20 protein-coding genes are annotated in these 16,906 nt (G+C 38.1%); 3 read left to right on the forward strand and 17 right to left on the reverse strand.

What is annotated here, in order from left to right:
• The first annotated feature begins 21 nt into the window (after positions 1–21).
• Entirely contained in the window at positions 22–1,290 is a 1,269-nt protein-coding gene (locus TTE_RS12685) for a stalk domain-containing protein (protein ID WP_011026660.1), read from the forward strand.
• Positions 1,291–1,362: 72 nt separating this feature from the next.
• Here the strand turns inward: TTE_RS12685 and sufU are convergent, their stop codons facing one another.
• The 7 genes from sufU to TTE_RS12720 form a co-directional block, all read right to left on the reverse strand.
• Positions 1,363–1,779: a Fe-S cluster assembly sulfur transfer protein SufU gene (gene sufU, locus TTE_RS12690; RefSeq protein ID WP_011026661.1), complete on the reverse strand. Its 417-nt coding sequence runs from the start codon at positions 1,777–1,779 to the stop codon at positions 1,363–1,365.
• Complete coding sequence (locus tag TTE_RS12695; RefSeq protein ID WP_011026662.1) at positions 1,776–2,999, reverse strand: cysteine desulfurase; 1,224 nt, start codon at positions 2,997–2,999, stop codon at positions 1,776–1,778. Before TTE_RS12695 ends, sufU begins: the two co-directional genes overlap by 4 nt.
• A complete protein-coding gene (gene sufD / locus TTE_RS12700) occupies positions 2,999–4,036 on the reverse strand; it encodes a Fe-S cluster assembly protein SufD (RefSeq protein WP_011026663.1) in 1,038 nt (345 codons plus the stop codon). The genes TTE_RS12695 and sufD overlap by 1 nt, the downstream gene beginning before the upstream one ends.
• An 11-nt stretch (positions 4,037–4,047) precedes the next feature.
• A complete protein-coding gene (gene sufB, locus TTE_RS12705) occupies positions 4,048–5,451 on the reverse strand; it encodes a Fe-S cluster assembly protein SufB (protein ID WP_011026664.1) in 1,404 nt (467 codons plus the stop codon).
• 19 nt (positions 5,452–5,470) lie between these two features.
• A complete protein-coding gene (gene sufC, locus TTE_RS12710; protein WP_011026665.1) occupies positions 5,471–6,217 on the reverse strand; it encodes a Fe-S cluster assembly ATPase SufC in 747 nt (248 codons plus the stop codon).
• 186 nt (positions 6,218–6,403) lie between these two features.
• The gene (locus TTE_RS12715; protein WP_011026666.1) at positions 6,404–6,685 is read right to left on the reverse strand and encodes a co-chaperone GroES; all 282 of its coding nucleotides are present in this window, start codon (positions 6,683–6,685) and stop codon (positions 6,404–6,406) included.
• Positions 6,686–6,739: 54 nt separating this feature from the next.
• Positions 6,740–7,327 carry a glutaredoxin domain-containing protein gene (locus tag TTE_RS12720; protein ID WP_022587862.1) on the reverse strand — a complete coding sequence of 196 codons (588 nt, stop codon included), beginning with the start codon at positions 7,325–7,327 and terminating at the stop codon, positions 6,740–6,742.
• 104 nt (positions 7,328–7,431) lie between these two features.
• Here TTE_RS12720 and TTE_RS14675 point away from each other — a divergent pair, with 104 nt between their 5' ends.
• Entirely contained in the window at positions 7,432–7,566 is a 135-nt protein-coding gene (locus TTE_RS14675; protein WP_081427449.1) for a hypothetical protein, read from the forward strand.
• A 22-nt stretch (positions 7,567–7,588) separates the two neighbouring features.
• Here the strand turns inward: TTE_RS14675 and TTE_RS12725 are convergent, their stop codons facing one another.
• Genes TTE_RS12725 through tyrS form a run of 3 tightly spaced genes read right to left on the reverse strand, consistent with a single transcriptional unit; the run spans position 7,589 to position 10,608 of the window.
• The gene (locus TTE_RS12725; protein ID WP_011026669.1) at positions 7,589–8,593 is read right to left on the reverse strand and encodes an SPL family radical SAM protein; all 1,005 of its coding nucleotides are present in this window, start codon (positions 8,591–8,593) and stop codon (positions 7,589–7,591) included.
• The gene (locus TTE_RS12730; protein ID WP_011026670.1) at positions 8,565–9,380 is read right to left on the reverse strand and encodes a hypothetical protein; all 816 of its coding nucleotides are present in this window, start codon (positions 9,378–9,380) and stop codon (positions 8,565–8,567) included. The genes TTE_RS12725 and TTE_RS12730 overlap by 29 nt, the downstream gene beginning before the upstream one ends.
• Positions 9,381–9,387: 7 nt before the next feature.
• Positions 9,388–10,608 carry a tyrosine--tRNA ligase gene (tyrS, locus tag TTE_RS12735; protein WP_011026671.1) on the reverse strand — a complete coding sequence of 407 codons (1,221 nt, stop codon included), beginning with the start codon at positions 10,606–10,608 and terminating at the stop codon, positions 9,388–9,390.
• 107 nt (positions 10,609–10,715) lie between these two features.
• On the opposite strand from tyrS, the gene TTE_RS12740 reads away from it, so the two are divergent.
• The gene (locus TTE_RS12740) at positions 10,716–11,117 is read left to right on the forward strand and encodes a 23S rRNA (pseudouridine(1915)-N(3))-methyltransferase RlmH (RefSeq protein WP_011026672.1); all 402 of its coding nucleotides are present in this window, start codon (positions 10,716–10,718) and stop codon (positions 11,115–11,117) included.
• A gap of 1 nt (position 11,118) precedes the next feature.
• On the opposite strand, the gene rlmH is transcribed toward TTE_RS12740, so the two are convergent.
• From rlmH to TTE_RS12770, 7 genes are all read right to left on the reverse strand, one after another.
• Positions 11,119–11,565, reverse strand: a complete 447-nt coding sequence (gene rlmH, locus TTE_RS12745; RefSeq protein ID WP_011026673.1) for a 23S rRNA (pseudouridine(1915)-N(3))-methyltransferase RlmH — start codon at positions 11,563–11,565, stop codon at positions 11,119–11,121.
• Between the two features lie 14 nt (positions 11,566–11,579).
• Positions 11,580–11,747: a CxxH/CxxC protein gene (locus TTE_RS13650; RefSeq protein ID WP_011026674.1), complete on the reverse strand. Its 168-nt coding sequence runs from the start codon at positions 11,745–11,747 to the stop codon at positions 11,580–11,582.
• 66 nt (positions 11,748–11,813) lie between these two features.
• Positions 11,814–12,917, reverse strand: coding sequence for a S1C family serine protease (locus TTE_RS12750; RefSeq protein ID WP_011026675.1), 1,104 nt, complete (start codon positions 12,915–12,917; stop codon positions 11,814–11,816).
• 60 nt (positions 12,918–12,977) lie between these two features.
• Positions 12,978–14,231 carry a UDP-N-acetylglucosamine 1-carboxyvinyltransferase gene (locus TTE_RS12755; protein WP_011026676.1) on the reverse strand — a complete coding sequence of 418 codons (1,254 nt, stop codon included), beginning with the start codon at positions 14,229–14,231 and terminating at the stop codon, positions 12,978–12,980.
• Positions 14,232–14,368: 137 nt separating this feature from the next.
• Positions 14,369–15,199: a two-component system regulatory protein YycI gene (locus TTE_RS12760; RefSeq protein WP_041587242.1), complete on the reverse strand. Its 831-nt coding sequence runs from the start codon at positions 15,197–15,199 to the stop codon at positions 14,369–14,371.
• Positions 15,200–15,201: 2 nt separating this feature from the next.
• A complete protein-coding gene (gene yycH, locus TTE_RS12765) occupies positions 15,202–16,422 on the reverse strand; it encodes a two-component system activity regulator YycH (RefSeq protein WP_011026678.1) in 1,221 nt (406 codons plus the stop codon).
• A gap of 13 nt (positions 16,423–16,435) precedes the next feature.
• Positions 16,436–16,831 (reverse strand): hypothetical protein, encoded by a 396-nt coding sequence (locus TTE_RS12770; protein WP_011026679.1) that lies wholly within the window; start codon positions 16,829–16,831, stop codon positions 16,436–16,438.
• Between the last annotated feature and the right edge of the window lie 75 nt (positions 16,832–16,906).

The following is a 16,906-nucleotide window of genomic DNA, read 5'->3' on the forward strand; positions in this document are numbered from 1 at the left end:
AGTATTAAGGGAGGGAAAATGATGGAAAATGTAAAAAGGTTTTTCATATTTTTCTTTTCTTTTATCCTCTTTGTCCTACTTACACCCCCTATTGAAGGGTATGGTCAGGAAAAAGAAATAACTGTAATCCTAGATGGATATCCAATAGAATTTGACACAAAGCCCTTATTAGAAGAAGGAACCACATTAGTTCCTTTCCGCGCTATTGCTGAAGCTTTAAATGTAAACGTAGACTGGAATGATACTTCCCAGACAGTGACAGCTACCTATAAAAACTCTATCGTCAAACTTCAAGTAGGAAATAAAATTGCCTATAAAAACAATACCCCTTTTAAGCTCCTTGTAGCACCTAAAATTGTGAACAATAGAGTCCTCATACCTCTTCGCTTTTTCAGTGAAGCTTTCGGTTTTGACGTTAAGTGGGAACAGGAAACTTATACAGTAAAAATAAATTCTCCAGCTAGAGAAATGTCAGTAATAGGCTTTTACGCCTTAGGCGATGAAAAAACCAGCAGCTGGACAAATTTATTTGGGAAGAAATATCCCGAATACGATACTGGCAATACGCAGCATTTTACCTCCATAGCTCTTGGATGGTACAGCTTAGACAGTTCAGGCAATCTCTTGACAAAAAGTTCTACAGGATGGCAAAGGCCAGAGGGGTGGGAAAACGTTTTAGAAGCTTTATCAAAGTACAAATTAAAATCAGAAATGGTAGTACATGTAACAGATGGGGACGGCACTCTTTCTAATTTACTTTTTTCAGATGAAGCCGTAAGGAAAGCTATTTCTGCCATTTCTGAAGAGGCAAAGCTATACGATGGAATAAATCTAGACTTTGAAGGTCTGGGACTTACCGAAAAAGAAGAAGATATAGCTAAAATAAAAGAAAAATTTACAGAGTTTGTGGAACTACTCCGTGAAAAAATAGGCTCATCTAAGACAATTACTTTAACTCTTCATGCTCCAAATAGCGCTTACAAAGGGTATGACTATAAACTGCTGGGGCAGGTAGCTGATAAAATCATTGTGATGGCTTATGATTACGGTCAAAAACCCGAACCTGAAAAACTAGTGATACAGGCAATTGAAGAAACTTTAAAGGAAGTACCAAAAGAAAAAGTGATTTTAGGAATTTCTATACCCAGCGAAACTCCTGAAAGTTTTGCAATAAAGGTAGGTCTTGCGAAAAGATACGGCTTAAATGGAATAGCACTCTGGAGACTGGGTTTGATAAATGACGAGATGTGGAAAGTACTGAAAACTTCGATTATTCCAGCAAAACCATAAAACCAGACAAAAGGGACGGTTCCCTGTGTCTGAAAATCCGGACAAAAGGAACCGTCCCCTCTGTCTGAATGTTTACTTAAGTGTATCTTGAAGAGTTTTCCAGGCCAGTAAAGCGCATTTTACACGGGCAGGAAAGTCTGAAACACCCTGCAGTACTTGAGCATCTCCCAATTCTTCTAAATCCACGTCTTTTTTGTGTATCATGTCTATAAATTTCTGTACAAGCCTTAAAGCCTCTTTTTTATCCTTCCCTTTTATGAGGTCAATCATCATGGAAGTAGAAGCCTGACTTATGGCACAGCCGTGACCTGTAAAAGAGGCATCTTCTATTACGTCCCCATTTATTTTAAGGTATATTGTAATATCATCTCCACAAAGGGGATTGTGTCCCCTTTCCTTGAGGGTTGCTTCCTTCAACTCTCTTCTGTGAGGAGAATTTTCATAATGTTCCATTATTATCTCTGAATAAAGTTGATTTAAATCGCTCATTTAAACCACTTCCTGACTTTTTTAAGTGCTTCCACAAGGGCATCTATGTCATCAAAGTCATTGTAAAGGTAAAAGCTGGCTCTCACAGTGGCAGGAACCCCTAAATATCTCATCAGAGGCTGACAGCAGTGGTGACCGCTTCTTACTGCAATTCCTTCTTCATCCAGTATTGTCGCAACATCGTGTGGGTGAACTCCTTCCACATTGAAAGAAATTATTCCTCCTCTGTCTTTTGAATCCATAGGCCCATAAGTTTTTACATATTCGAGGGCATTAATTTTTTCAAGTCCATACTCCAAAAGTTTAGCTTCATGTTCATATATATTCTCAAGTCCAATCCTTTCAAGATAATCTATCGCAGAAATTAGTACATAAGCTCCCTCTACATTGGGAGTCCCTGCTTCAAATTTTAAAGGAGGAGGTGCAAAGGTGGAATATTCTTCATAAACCTCGTCTATCATTTCTCCTCCCCTCAAAAAAGGAGGCACTTCATCTAATAAGTCTTCTTTTATATACAAAACTCCAATTCCCATAGGGCCCAACATCTTGTGGCCAGAAAAAGCGAAAAAGTCGCAATTTATTTTCTTAAGGTCCACTTTCATATGAGGTACGCTCTGAGCCCCATCCACCAGCACTTTTGCCCCATACTTATGAGCAATTTGTGTAATTTCTTCCACAGGATTTATTATCCCTAAGACATTTGACATGTGCTGTACAGCCACCAATTTTACTCTATCAGACATTTTTTCTTCAAAATCTTTCATTGAAAGTCTGAAATTTTCATCAAGATACACATATTTTAATTTTGCTCCTTTTGCTTCTGCTACCATCTGCCATGGAAGAATGTTGCTGTGATGTTCCGCTATTGTCAGAACTATCTCGTCCCCCTCTTTTATGTGCTTCATTCCCCATGTGTAGGCAATAAAATTTATTGATTCTGTAGTATTTCTTGTAAAAATAATGGACTCCTCACTCTTTGCATTTACAAACTTTTTCACTTTGTCTCTCGCCTTTTCATAAGCCTCTGTAGATAGAACGCTTAAATAATGAGGGCTTCTGTACACATTTGCATTCATTTTCTCATAATATTCTTCCATGGCTTTTATAACCGACTCAGGCTTCTGGGTGGTAGCAGCATTATCAAGGTATACAAGCCTCTTTCCATGAGGCTTTACATTAAATATCGGAAAATCTTCTCTTATTTTCTTCACATCCATCATTACTTTATAATCCTCCTCCCTATATGACCCCTTAAGATTATCTCTCTTATGGGGTCATACGGAATCAAATCTATGACAGGATTTAACACTGCCTGCACCATAAGAAGTCTTGCTTCTTCAAGGCTAAAACCTCTGCTCATCACATAATAGAGCTTGTTTTCATCCAGCTGACCTGCACTGGCAGAGTGATTTGCCTGTACATCCTCTTCTGCACAGTAAAGAGCAGGAATAGCAATTGACCTGACAGTTTTGTCAAGCAAGAGCACTGTCTCATTTTCTTCAGCTTTTGCTTTCTTAGCGCCTTTTTTAATATCAATATTTCCTATAAAAGTAGCTTTTGCACTCCCCTTTAAAGCACCTTTTAAATCCACACTGCTAGTAGTCTTAGGAGCATAGTGATACACTTTATAAGACATGTCGTACTTCTGACTGTCCACACCCAAAAAAACAGACTTTGCCGTGAAACTTCCGCCTTCTTCACTGAGGTAAACTGATACGTCAAAAGCGCTAATATGAGCTCCTATGACCACATTTGACCAGTTGACTGTAGCTTTTTCCCCAACCTCTACCAAGCAGTTATCAAAATCGCTAAAGTCATCTCCCAATCTCTGTATCTTTACAATATTTACAGTTGAACCCTCTTTTGCAATCAACCTGGTTATGCCATTTTTAAAACCTTTCTCCCCTGAATTGTAATCAAAGACAACCGTAACTTTAGAGTATGGCTCAACTTCAATTACATTGTAATCAAGCAAAAGGTCATTTTGTAAATTTGCAATGTAATCAAAGACCACTGGCTTTTTAATTTCTTTGCCAGAGGAAATTTTAATGTAAAATCCAGCATTATAATGCTTTTCCACCTCTTCTGTAAGCTTTGGATCTATCCCATAAGCTTTATCCGTCGTAAAATTTTTTAAAATATTCGCATCTATTCTCTCTACAGATATTCCTTCCTGTTCTACATCTTTTATCTTAGAAGCATTGTACTCTTTGTATGCTGGTTTTTGTATTTCCTCCCATGGTATTCTTTTTAACATTTGCTTCACTCCTATCCAATTGCACCTTCCAGCTCAAGTTTTATCAACCTGTTCATTTCCACTGCGTACTCTAAAGGCAGAGCTTTAGCGATGGGCTCTACAAAACCTCTCACAATCATAGCCCTTGCGTCTTCCTCATTAAGGCCCCTTGACATGAGATAGTATATCTGCTCTTCGCTTATTCTCCCAACTTTTGCCTCGTGGCCGATGTCTACATTGTCATTTTCTATATCAATGACCGGTATAGTATCAGATTTAGAAATGTCGTCCAGCATCAATCCTTCACAGGTGACAGAAGCTTTTACCCCTTCTGCCTCAGGTCCTACCTTTAAAAGTCCCCTATAGGTTGATATTCCTCCATCCTTTGAAATGCTCTTGGCCAAAATTTTTGAGGAAGTATAAGGAGCTAAATGTATCATTTTTGCCCCTGTATCCAAATGCTGGCCTTTTGCTGCAAAAGTGATACTGGTATACTCCGCTTTTGCTCCTTTCCCCACAAGGACAGAAGCAGGATATAACATTGTCTTTTTACTGCCAAAAGAACCGGAAATCCACTCTACCATTCCGTCTCTTTCCACAATCGCTCTTTTTGTGTTTAAATTATAAGTGTTTTTACTCCAGTTTTCTATGGTGGAGTATATAATCCTAGCTCCTTCTTTTACAAAAAGTTCTACACATCCGGCGTGCAGGTTAGAGACAGAGTAAAGAGGCGCTGAACAACCTTCTATGAAGTGAACTTCGCTTCCTCTGTCGGCAATTATCAGGGTGTGTTCAAACTGTCCGCTACCAGGTGCATTCATCCTGAAATACGCCTGCAAAGGAACTTCCACTTTTACACCTTCAGGCACATACACAAATGTTCCGCCGCTCCACACTGCCGCATGAAGAGCGGCAAATTTGTGGTCTGTCGGAAGTACATTTTTTGTCATAAAATATTCCCTTATGATGTCAGGGTATTTTTTTAAGGCCGTGTCCATATCTTCAAAGATTACGCCCTGTCTTGCAAGGCTTTCCTTCATGTTGTGGTATATCACTTCAGAATCGTATTGGGCCCCTACTCCAGCCAGAGCTTTTTTTTCTGCCTCAGGAATACCCAATCTTTCAAAAGTTCGCCTTATCTCTTCCGGTACTTCCTCCCATGAGGTCTTTTTCCTTGCACTTGGCCTTATATAAGCTACAATAGAATTTATATCCAATTGACTCAAATCTACACCCCATGTAGGCATTGGCATTTTTTCATATATTTCTAAGGCTTTAAGCCTAAATTCTCTCATCCATGAAGGTTCACCCTTTTGTTCAGATATCTCCAGCACTACTTCTTTGGAAAGCCCTTTACCTGTCTGAAACTCGTATTCAACCTCGTCCTTTATATTGTATATGCTAAAATCTATCTCCCTAATCTCTTCCTTTCTCATGCTCATTCCTCCTCAAGGGCTATGCGCCATTTCTCACAAAGTCATAGCCCTTTTCTTCTAATATTCTAGCAAGCTCTTTATCTCCCTCTTTGACAATCTTTCCATCCATCAAGACAGATATAACATCAGGTTCTAAATAATTTAATATTCTGTTATAGTGAGTGACTACCAGAATCGCCATATCCTCGGTTTTTAATTTTTTTATAGTTTCAGCAACAACTTTCAGCGCATCTATATCAAGCCCTGAATCTATTTCATCCAGCATCACAAGCTTTGGCTTTAAAAAAGCCATCTGAAGCACTTCTGTCTTTTTCTTTTCACCGCCAGAAAATCCTACATTGAGATATCTCGTCCTGTATTCGGCGCTCATGTCCAAAAGTTCCAGCATTTTTTGCATTTCCTTCGCAAACTGAAGCATTGACATGTTCTGCCCTGTGACGATAGTGGAAGAAGTCCTTATAAAGTTATCGACCGTAATACCGGGAATCTCTTCCGGCGACTGGAATGACAAAAATATACCCTTCTTTGCCCTTTCATTTACTTTTAAATTCGTAATATTTTCTCCTTCAAACAAAATTTCTCCGCCAGTGATTCTATATCTAGGGTTGCCCATTATGGCATGGCACAATGTGCTCTTGCCACTGCCATTAGGCCCCATGATTGCATGTATCTCTCCCTTTTTTATGGTCAAATTAAGCCCTTTTAAAATGTGTTTATCCTCTACTTCTACATGTAAATCCTTTATTTCAAGCAAAGCCTCTTTCATCTCTTACAACTCCTTTTTAATTCCGACTATTTTTATAGGAATACTCGAACAATATTATTATACACCACAAAAATTCTTAAATCAATAAAAGAAGGGATAAAGTTGATAATTATTTTCTTTTAATAAACATATGTCAAAAACTGTACGTAAAAATATAAGAAGCCGGGAACGAATTTCCCCGACTTCTTATATCTCATCCACCTCTACAAACTTTGCCAATATATCGTCCACAGGAATTATGAGATATTCCTCTCCCTCATGCTTTATCTTTGTCCCAGAAAATTCCTTGTAAATCACTCTGTCTCCCACTGCCAGCTCTTCAGTTGCACCGGCTGCAATAGCTTCAATTACCCCTTGATTCAATTTTTCTTCTGCAGACTTGGGTATTATAACTCCGCCCACTTTTTTCTCCGGCTCTTTTTCAAGTTTGATGAGAGCATGCCCGTTTACCGGCTGTATCTTTGTCATACACCTTCCCCTTTCTATATATTTTTTGAAACGCCATATTTATTATACCAAAATTTATTGCTCTGTAATTCCCAACAATTGATTTAATTTTGCTTTGTCAAAACCTACCACTATTGTACCGTTGATATCCGTCTGGGGCACACCTCTCTGACCTGTTCGCCTTACCAGTTCAGCGGCTGCAGCCGGATTTTTGGTCACGTCTATTTCTCTGAAAGGTATATTGTGCTGCCTCAAGTAAGCCTTTGTGGCATTGCACCACGGGCAAGAAGGACTTACATAAACCGTCACTCTAAGGGGCTTTCGCTCTTTCCCATCTGATGACTTTGTTGGAGATACTACCAATAATTTTTCGTAATATTCCTTGCTCTGAAGTCCAAACACAAACTGCCACGGCTCTTTTTCTTTAAACAAAATCACAGAAGGCACCACTTTTATACCAAACTGCGGGTGAATGTCCTTTACTTCTGAAGCATTGACGACGTACACTGGTACTTTGGGATTGTCCTCACTAAACTTCTTCATCACTTCTAAAGCTTCCAAGCTTTTCTGAGAAGAATTTGAGTAAAACATAAGCATAAAAATGTCATCTTCTTTACTTCTTATTTCCTCGAAATGCTCCAAACTTTTTACATATTCCAGCATCGAATCACCTCTCTTACTCCTACCCCCCCATAAGTATTGGGTCCGATTTATATTATAAGTAAAAGAAGGGCAGAAATCAAGATATTTTTTAACAATCTTCCCCAATTGCCTATACAAGAACCTTTTCTTCTTCAAAATTCCGTCTCTGGCCCCCCTCCGCAGAGAAAGTGTATTTGTGCCTCTTAAAAGATAATAAAAAGCAGGAAATAGAGATGGAAAAAAGCGAAGGAGGTACATAGTTTATTGATGTAAAGGAAAACCTCAAAAAAGGGAGCTTTTTTCTTTTTTATTGAAGACATACACTTTCTCTGAAGGGACATATTTCTTTACTTCTTCTGCAACAAAATTCTCATAATCTGAAGCGTTCCTGTACGTAAAAACCTCATCTTTCACAACAGTGTCATAGCAAAATATAAGGGAGGCCTCGTTTAACTTTTCTATCCTTTTTGCCTGTTCTTTTGGCAGCCTAAAAGCGCCAATATTCACATCTCTTACGCTCTTTTCAGGAATGCAGGAGAAAACTTCTTTAACAAATTGGCTGTACACTTCTTCAAAGTTTTCCAAGTACATCACAGGCTCAATGGATATTCTGATTCTAAGCCCTCTTGAAATGGCTTTTTTGATGCTTTTTAATCTCATCTCAAGAGAAGGAGTAAATTTCTCATATCTATCAATTACAGGTTGGGGCAATAAAGTCCAAGCAAAAATGACATTTGGTGGAATTTCCAAATCTTCTAGAGCAGAAAAGTTAGCACTCTTCGTCCTAATCTCCAAAAGGAGGTCCCTAGAAGAAGCGTATTCAATCCACTCTCTGGTAAAACCCGTTAAATATTCTAATGCCAGCAAATCCGTCTCATAGGAAATGCTCAAATATATCTTTTTTCTTTCTATGAGCTTGTCTATTTCTCTGAAATAATCTTCCAGATTTACAAATATCACCAAGTGAGCAGAAGGGTACAACCCTTGCAGATAGCAGTATTCACACTCATAGACGCAATTGTATATATTCGATGTATGGAAAAAATGTATATTTCCAAAATCTTCACAAAGTTCTGACCCTTTATACACAAACTCATGCCTTTTCTTAGCAATTATCAGGTTCTGCCCCTTTTTCTGAACCAAATAATTTTGATTGGGCCTGTTAAAAACTTCACTGTATCTGTTAATATATACAATTTTGCTCTTAGGAAACTTATTCAATATTTTTATCGTCAAAGGATGGTTTTTTACATCCTCTTCAACGTAAATGTGAGAGAACTTCTTCAAAGGCCTTCTCCCTCTCTTTTTTGTTTGTAACCTCCATCCCAAAAAAACCTTTTAAAAAATCAACGCCTTTATTTTCCCGCACTTTATAGTGAAGGCAAGCTTTGTACAAAATCTGCCTCTGACTTGCTGTCAACTTCAACTTGTCTGACAAAGTCTTAATAATCTTCTTTTCTTCTTCTGAAAAAACTTCCTCGGTTTTAAAACTTTCTTTTATCATTTTGATGAATTCACCTATTTCTTTTAATTTCTCTTCAACAAGCTGAATCACAAAGTCTCGAGAAATCCCTTCAAAATCCAAGGAATCAGACACCAGCTTCAAAAGGTAAATCTGATGGGCATCAAAAAACTTTGAAGCGGCTTGGTAAAAACCGCTTCCTTCCATGTCGCACAAATTTGCTTCCATTCTATAAGCATCCTTTACAGGATGGTTAAAAGTCTCAAGGTCGCTTTCCTCAAAGGAATGGTCAACTAAAACATCAGGTACAAAAACCTTTTTAGTTTCACTGTCTATCACTTTGTTGATTAAATAAAGATGCCCTTTCATTTGTGGAAACTTCGATCCGGCAATTCCAAAATTTAATGCAAAGCTATCCCTGTAAATCCCATATCTTCCCAAAGTGTAGGCTACTGCTATAGCACTATTTATCTTGCCAACTCCTGTCACAGTTAGCAGGGCCTCGTCATTTGAAAAAACTTGAAAATAATTGTTTTGAAGGTCTCTTTTTAGTTTAAAATAGTTTATAAAAGGGTAAGCTTCAGCATAAAGAGCAGTAAAAAGGAAAATCATATTGCATTCATTCCTTTACCAATAACCTGTGATATTCCTTTTTCCCTTTTCTTACAAGAATGGCATTTTCTTTTACCATCTCTTCTTTTATGCATTCATCCACGTTTTCTACCCTCTTGTCGTTGATGTAAAGGCCTCCCTGCTGAATAAGCCTTCTTCCCTCGCTCTTTGAAGGTATGACTTTAGCTTCAAAAAGCACATCAACTATTTTCCTTCCGATTATGTCCTGAGAGACTTCAATGCTGGGCACGTGTTCCATTTCACCGCCGCCTTCAAACAGAGCTTCGGCCGCCTTCTGAGCCTTTAGGGCTTCTTCTTCACCGTGTACAAGCTTTGTAACCTCAAAAGCCAGTACCTTTTTAGCTTCGTTTATCTCCTTATCCCTTAGTCTCCCAAGCCTTCTCACTTCGTCCATAGGAAGGAAAGTCAAAAGAGCCAAAGCCTTTTCCACATCTGCGTCTCCTATATTTCTCCAGTACTGATAAAATTCATAAGGAGAAGTCTTTTTAGGATCCAGCCATATAGCGCCTTTTTCAGTTTTGCCCATCTTCTTTCCTTCGCTTGTTGTAAGGAGCACAAAAGTCATTCCATAAGCCTGCTTGCCTTCTTTTTTGCGTATAAGCTCTACTCCAGCGATTATATTAGACCACTGATCATTTCCTCCCATCTGCATTACACAGCCATAGCGCCTGTAAAGCTCTAAAAAGTCATAAGCCTGCATTAGCATGTAATTAAACTCAAGGAAAGTAAGGCCTCTTTCCATGCGAGTCTTAAAAGCTTCCGCCTCAAGCATTCGATTTACAGTAAAGTGAACACCTATATCTCTCAAAAATTCTATGTAATTCAAGCCAAGGAGCCATTTAGCATTGTTTTCCATTATAGCTTTGCCCTCAGAAAAATCGATGAATCTCTCCATCTGCTTTTTGAAGGCTTCAGCATTTCTATCTATTTCCTCTTTAGTGAGCATTTTTCTCATGTCAGTTCTACCGCTCGGATCTCCTATAAGGGCAGTTCCGCCTCCCAAAAGCACAATTGGCCTGTGGCCGGCTCTCTGCATGTGAGCCATTGTCATTATCTGAATCAAATGACCTACGTGCAGGCTGTCAGCAGTGGGGTCAAAACCTATGTAAAAAGTTATCTTTTCTTTTTCTAAAAGCTTCTCTATCTCTTCTTCATGGGTCATTTGAGCGATATATCCTCTTTCTTTTAAAACCTCTAGCACCGACACGTTTATACCCCCATCAGTTGGTTTTTGTATTATTGTATCAAAGTGAAAAAATATTTTCAAATGTTTTTTTGATATAATAAGGATATAATGAAAAAGCAGGTGAAAAAATGAACTACAAGTTTTTTATCATAGCCAAAAAAATAGAACCCTTTTACCAAGAAGCCATAGAGGAATATTTTAAGAGATTGCAGAGGTTTTGCAGCATTTCTCTTTCAATCTGTAAAAATTCAAAAAAACTTCCTGTAAAAGATTTGGAAAAATCTTATAAAATATTGATTACACCTCAAGGGAAAACCATCTCTTCCGAAAAATTTGCTTTAAAGATAAAGGACCTAGAAATGAAATCCATAACAGATATAACTTTTTTAATAGGAGAAGGAATCGAGATTTTTGATGAAATATTTACAATTTCGCAAATGAAAATGTCAAAGGGATTAATTGCTACGCTCCTCGCAGAACAGCTCTACCGCGCTTATAAAATATTGAGGAATGAACCATACCACAAATAAACTACAAAAGAGCATAATAAATTTGCTCTAAAAGCAAAAGCCTTGTGAGCTGATGAGGAAAAGTCATCTTAGAAAAAGAGATGTTTACATCAGCCCTTTCTTTGACTTTTCCCCATATGCCCAGTGAACCGCCTATTACAAAGACTACTTTTTTGTATCCCATACCAAAAGCTTTTTTTACAAGGCTTGCAAATTCTTCGGTTGAAACTTCTTTCCCTTCTATGGCAAGAGCTATCACAAAGCTTTCCCTGTCAATTTTGTATAAAATCCTTTCTCCTTCTGTCTCTAATACCTTTTCTCTACTTGCTGGAGTACCAGGGTCCTCTTCTTCTTTTATTTCAACAATTTCAATATCATATATTTTCTTCAGCTTGTCCAGATAAAATTTTATTCCATCTTTTATATAATTTTCCTTAATAGTTCCAACAGCTATTATTTGTATTTTCATCCTCTTGCCCCACTTTAGACCACCAGATATTTAGGAGGTTCATCGCAAAAATCACATTTGTGGGGAGCAAGCCAATCGGTAAAAGAAACCTCATCTAGTTTGTAGATGTCAGGAGGCTGCTCGTACACTTCCACAAACTCCTCAATAGCGTCCTCTAAATGCTTTTCACACACTACATACATCAAACTCTCTCCTGTTCCAAAAAACATGGTAGCGCCAACTTTGACCTTAAGATTACAAGAAGCTTTTTACTTTCCAAGGACAATAGTAACATAACCTTCCTTCCCAGTCAACGTCTTATACTTAACTTTTATGCTTTCTCCCGGCTTTTTTTCGTATATGATGCACTTTAGACCTGTCATCGTATTTACTGGTTTCCCATCTACCTCCAGTATGATATAACCTTTCCTTATTCCAGCTTTATAGGCGGGCCCTGTAGGGTCTATATCCGCCACGTATATCCCTTCGTAAATATACACATCTGCAGTTATGTAACTCGCAATCTCTCTGTCATACGCCACTATTCCTAAGTAAGGCGGTTTGAAAGTCCCTGTTTCAATGACCTTTTTAAGAATAGGCTTTACAATGTTTATAGGAATTGCAAAGCCTAAACCCTCTGCAGTAGTGACTTTAGCAGTATTTATCCCAATGGCGTACCCTTGAGAGTCCATCAGAGGTCCGCCGCTATTACCCGGATTTATAGAAGCGTCTGTCTGTATGAGGTCTTCCATGATTTTGGGCTTACTGTCTTCAGTTATGGGAAGGCTTCTGTTGAGTGCACTTATTATTCCTAAAGTCACCGTTCTCTGAAATCTTAACCCCAAAGGATTTCCTATAGCGATAGCCGTTTGACCTACAGAAAGCCTATCAGAGTCCCCCAGCTCAATCACTGGCAGATTCTTCGCATCTACCTTAAGTATAGTGAGGTCTAAAACCGGGTCAGTCCACATTACTTTCCCCGGCAATATATTTCCATTGCTCAAATAAACCTTTATATTTCTGGAATTTTCGTTAACCACATGATTATTTGTTATTATGTAACCGTCGGGGTGCACTATAAATCCCGAACCGACTCCTTCAACAGCCCTTTCTAAAAAATAATACTTTCTCTCAAATTCCAGCGTTGTTATGCCAACTACAGCCGGTGTCGCTTTTTTTGCCACCGCTTCTGCTACAGTAGGAGGCTCTCTCTCGGGAATCACTATTTCTTTTTTTAAGCCCGACTCAGGGGGATATGGTATAGGAATAATTTTGCCCCATAAAAAATTAGGCGCAATGTATATAAAAATTAAAGAAGTGATAAAGGACGAAATTATTGCAGTAGCAACTAACTTATTAAAATTATACTGCATAACATCACCCCATTAATAGGATTAGATGTTATGCAGTTCATTATACACGAATTTTTACTCTCATTCTCTTATTCTTATTATGTCAGCTCCTAAAGCCTGAAGCTTTACTTCCATTGCTTCGTATCCCCTGTCAATGTGGTAAATGTCCAAAACTTCTGTAATGCCCTCTGCTGCAAGTCCTGCTATCACCATTGCAGCTCCACCTCTTAGATCTGTCGCGTAAACTGGTGCACCTGTCAGTTTGCCCACTCCTTCTATGATAGCGCTTCTTCCCTCCACTCTCACTTTCATTCCCATTTTCTTTAATTCTTCTAAATATCTAAACCTGTTCTCATATATATTTTCTGTAATGACACTTATCCCATCAGCTAAGGCTAAAAGCACCGCAAAAGGCTGCTGCATGTCCGTCGGGAAGCCTGGATACGGCAAAGTCTTTATATCAACCCTTTTTAAAGGCCCTTCTCTTCTAACTCTTATGACATCGTCATACTCTTCCACAATTACTCCCATTTCCACAAGCTTTGCAATTATCGACTCTAAGTGGGTCGGAATTACGCCTTTTACATATACGTCTCCTCCCGTTGCCGCCGCTGCCACCATATAGGTTCCAGCCTCAATCTGGTCAGGGATGATTGTGTAATGGCAGCCCTCTAGTTTGTCCACTCCTGTAATCTTTATAGTGTCAGTCCCAGCACCTTTTATATTTGCTCCCATTGCATTTAAAAAGTTTGCTACATCAACTACATGAGGCTCTTTCGCACAGTTTTCTAAAATAGTAACCCCTTCTGCTTTGACAGCTGCCAGCATCAAATTTATTGTTGCCCCCACACTTACAACGTCAAAATATATGTGAGCTCCTCTTAATTTCTCTGCCTTAATCCTTATAAAACCGTGCTCTATAGTAGTCTCAGCCCCTAATGCTTCAAAACCCTTGATGTGCTGGTCAATTGGCCTTACTCCTATGTTACACCCTCCCGGCATCGGTATTATGGCTTCGTTAAACTTACTCAAAAGCGCACCTATGAGATAATATGAGGCCCTCATCCTGCTCGCCAATTCCCTGGGAGGATGGAAAGAATTAAGCCCTGTGGGGTCTATTTTTATTTCGTGTTTGCCTTTTTCTACCTTGCCCCCTAATCTTTTTATTATTTCTGCCAAAGTTTCTATGTCCTTTATATCAGGCAGATTGTCTATGACACTTGGACTATCTGCCAGTAGAGCCGCAGGTAAAACCGCAACAGCAGAATTTTTAGCACCGCTTATCTGGACAGTGCCACGAAGAGGCTTCCCTCCTCTTATAACAAACTTTTCCATACACATCTTCCTTTCAACCAAAAAATCATCTAAAAATCAGATACTGCCACACTATATACTTTAATACAATTCATAATATTTTACAAGTGTTTGTGTGATAAAAGCCCATAGAAAAATCTTCAAAATAAAAAAGGGGATTATTCCCCTCTTTCCAAATTGCCTGTATAGGCGTTTATATAGTAAATACCCTCATTAGATACTATTTTCCACACGGGCACAGCTTCTCCTTTTGAGGCATTAGGCCAGTTAAAATAATATCCCAGCTTTACATCCTCTATTTTGACAACAGCTTTTTCTGGTTTTATCTCCACAAGCTTTAAAACAGCAAAGATTGCATCTACTATTTCCTTCTTGTCCTTCTCAGGAATCACAGAATCAAACCATTTTTTATAAACTGTGAACTCATCACCAGAAATATCTGCTTTGATGAAACTGTCGTCAACAAAATATCCATTGTAAAACTGCCTGTACTCTATAGTGACTCCTTTGCTTTTCCTCTCTATTTTCACTATCTGTCCGTCTTTTTCCTTCAAAAAATGCTGTTTTAAAAAATCTTCAATGTATCTCTCTTTATCAGAAGAAGTCATGTTTAAAAATTTATCACTTTTCTCTTGAAAGAAAAAGCTAAAATGCCCTATTTTTATTGTAGTACTATCAAATTCAAAAACAGTCTCTCCATTATCCTCATATTTCCTGTAATCCTTACTTTTTATAAAATGGTCCAATACGAACTTATCGTCAAAAATTTCTCTTTTTACCTTTACAAGAGACATAGGAGGAGCTTCTTTAGGAAGAGATGTAGACAAAAAAATATTATTTTCCTCAAGCACCCTCTCTATAGCAGCGAAATCTTTAGAAGAAAGCTTTGACATCTGAGGTTCATGGGTTTTCACGACTACAGCGTAAAGAAGAAGGTTTAAAAATATAAAAGTCACTATCATTATCGTCTTTGCTTTAGACCAATTCATATTCATTCCCCAATGCTAAGTAATTTTCCGTTCAACATGTTTATGAAGACACTCCCTTTTTCGAACTCCATCTTTATTGAAGGTATGAAATGGCCATTCATGTATATATATCCAATCCTAAAGGCTTGAAACGCCCCTTTGTTTTTAGAAATTTTTAGCCCAGCATTGAAAAGATTCCTCATTTTCTCAGGGGAAAAAGTTATCTTGCCTTTCTCTTCCACGTTAAGGTATAAAATTCGCGCTGATTTCACACTTCCATTTGAGACAGTCACTTCTATTGGATGGAAATCGCGCTTATCAAACCAGATAGGAAAGTCGAAAGAGTACCCAAAGAAAAAGGAAACCTGGCCATTGTCTTCTTTTACATCTGCCAAATAAAAATTTCTCCAGTTTAGCCCCAGTCTTTCTAAAAACTCCGCAGATTTTACAAAATCGAGTTTACCATCAGAAGAGGATTCTATAGATGTGCTGTAAAATTCAATGCACCCGTCTTCAAAAATTTTTAAACTCTTCATCCCATCCGTGTAGACAGTCTTGCCATTGTCTTCCGTAACTTTTCTCACTATAGAGATATTAGTAAAAATTTTATCCAACAAAATCTGGTCCAGTTCTTTAATCATAGTTTTATTGTGTATATTAGGCATAAAAACCGCAGTCAAAGGTATGCCATATACAGAATCACATACTGTCGCGTCCTCAGTTGAAAGGGGCTTTAAATCTTTTATGCTTTCATAGGAAAATACATACCTTTTGTTACTGTACACATCTTCAAAAACTACCTGATTTTGCTTAAAATCAACCAAAACCTGATTTATTCTGGCGTTGTCATCAAGCTTTCTAATTACACTTTCTCTAGTGAGAATCTGTTTTAGGACACCCTTATTCCATCCCTTTTCTATTACAAATTTAATTCCCTCAAAAGTTAAAGAGTTTCCAGAATCCTTTTTTCCTTCTAAAGTGAACTTTATTTCCTTCTCTTTGTTTAAAAACTCCACAACCTGCCTCCACAGATTATCTACACTGGCTAAATAAGTTTTTCCACCTTCAATTAAAAATGCGTATTGAGGCCTTATTATACGAAAAAGGTCCACTTCTGAATTCGTGGACTTTTTACTTTCAAGAGACATTTCTTTCTGAGGGAAGGATATCCATAAGGTGTAGGTCAAATAAACGCTCACTCCGACAAGGCACAAAAGCACTATAGACTTTATTTTCTCCCTCATAAGTTAAGCCCTCTTATTTCAATAATGACTTTATCAGTTCTTCAATAGCTGTTATGGTGATCTGCCATATGCCGTCTTTCTTGGTCAATATGACTTTGCCTTTTATTATTTGCACCTGGTCCCCTTTGTAAGCCTTTAATAAGAGCGTATTTTCCCCCGGATTCAAAATGACAAGCCTCGCAAAAACTGCTGACTCATCTATTACCCATTTGTCATTTAAATTGTCATTTAAAATAAGCTCTACAGTGGTGTTAGGTTGTCCATTTCCTGAGACTATAAAGTACTTGTTATTCGTCTTTACATTGTCAATATCTGTCTTTAATACTATGAGGTTTGCTGCATAGGCTGATGAAACAGATAAGGCAAGCATAAGCAAAACTGCTACAGCAAATGCGATTACTTTTTTCAAGGATATCCCTCCTTTTCCTCTACATGTACGATTATATACCACTATTATTACAGCAATGTTACAGCAATATTAAAT

The organism is Caldanaerobacter subterraneus subsp. tengcongensis MB4, from assembly GCF_000007085.1.
Classification (GTDB): domain Bacteria; phylum Bacillota; class Thermoanaerobacteria; order Thermoanaerobacterales; family Thermoanaerobacteraceae; genus Thermoanaerobacter; species Thermoanaerobacter subterraneus.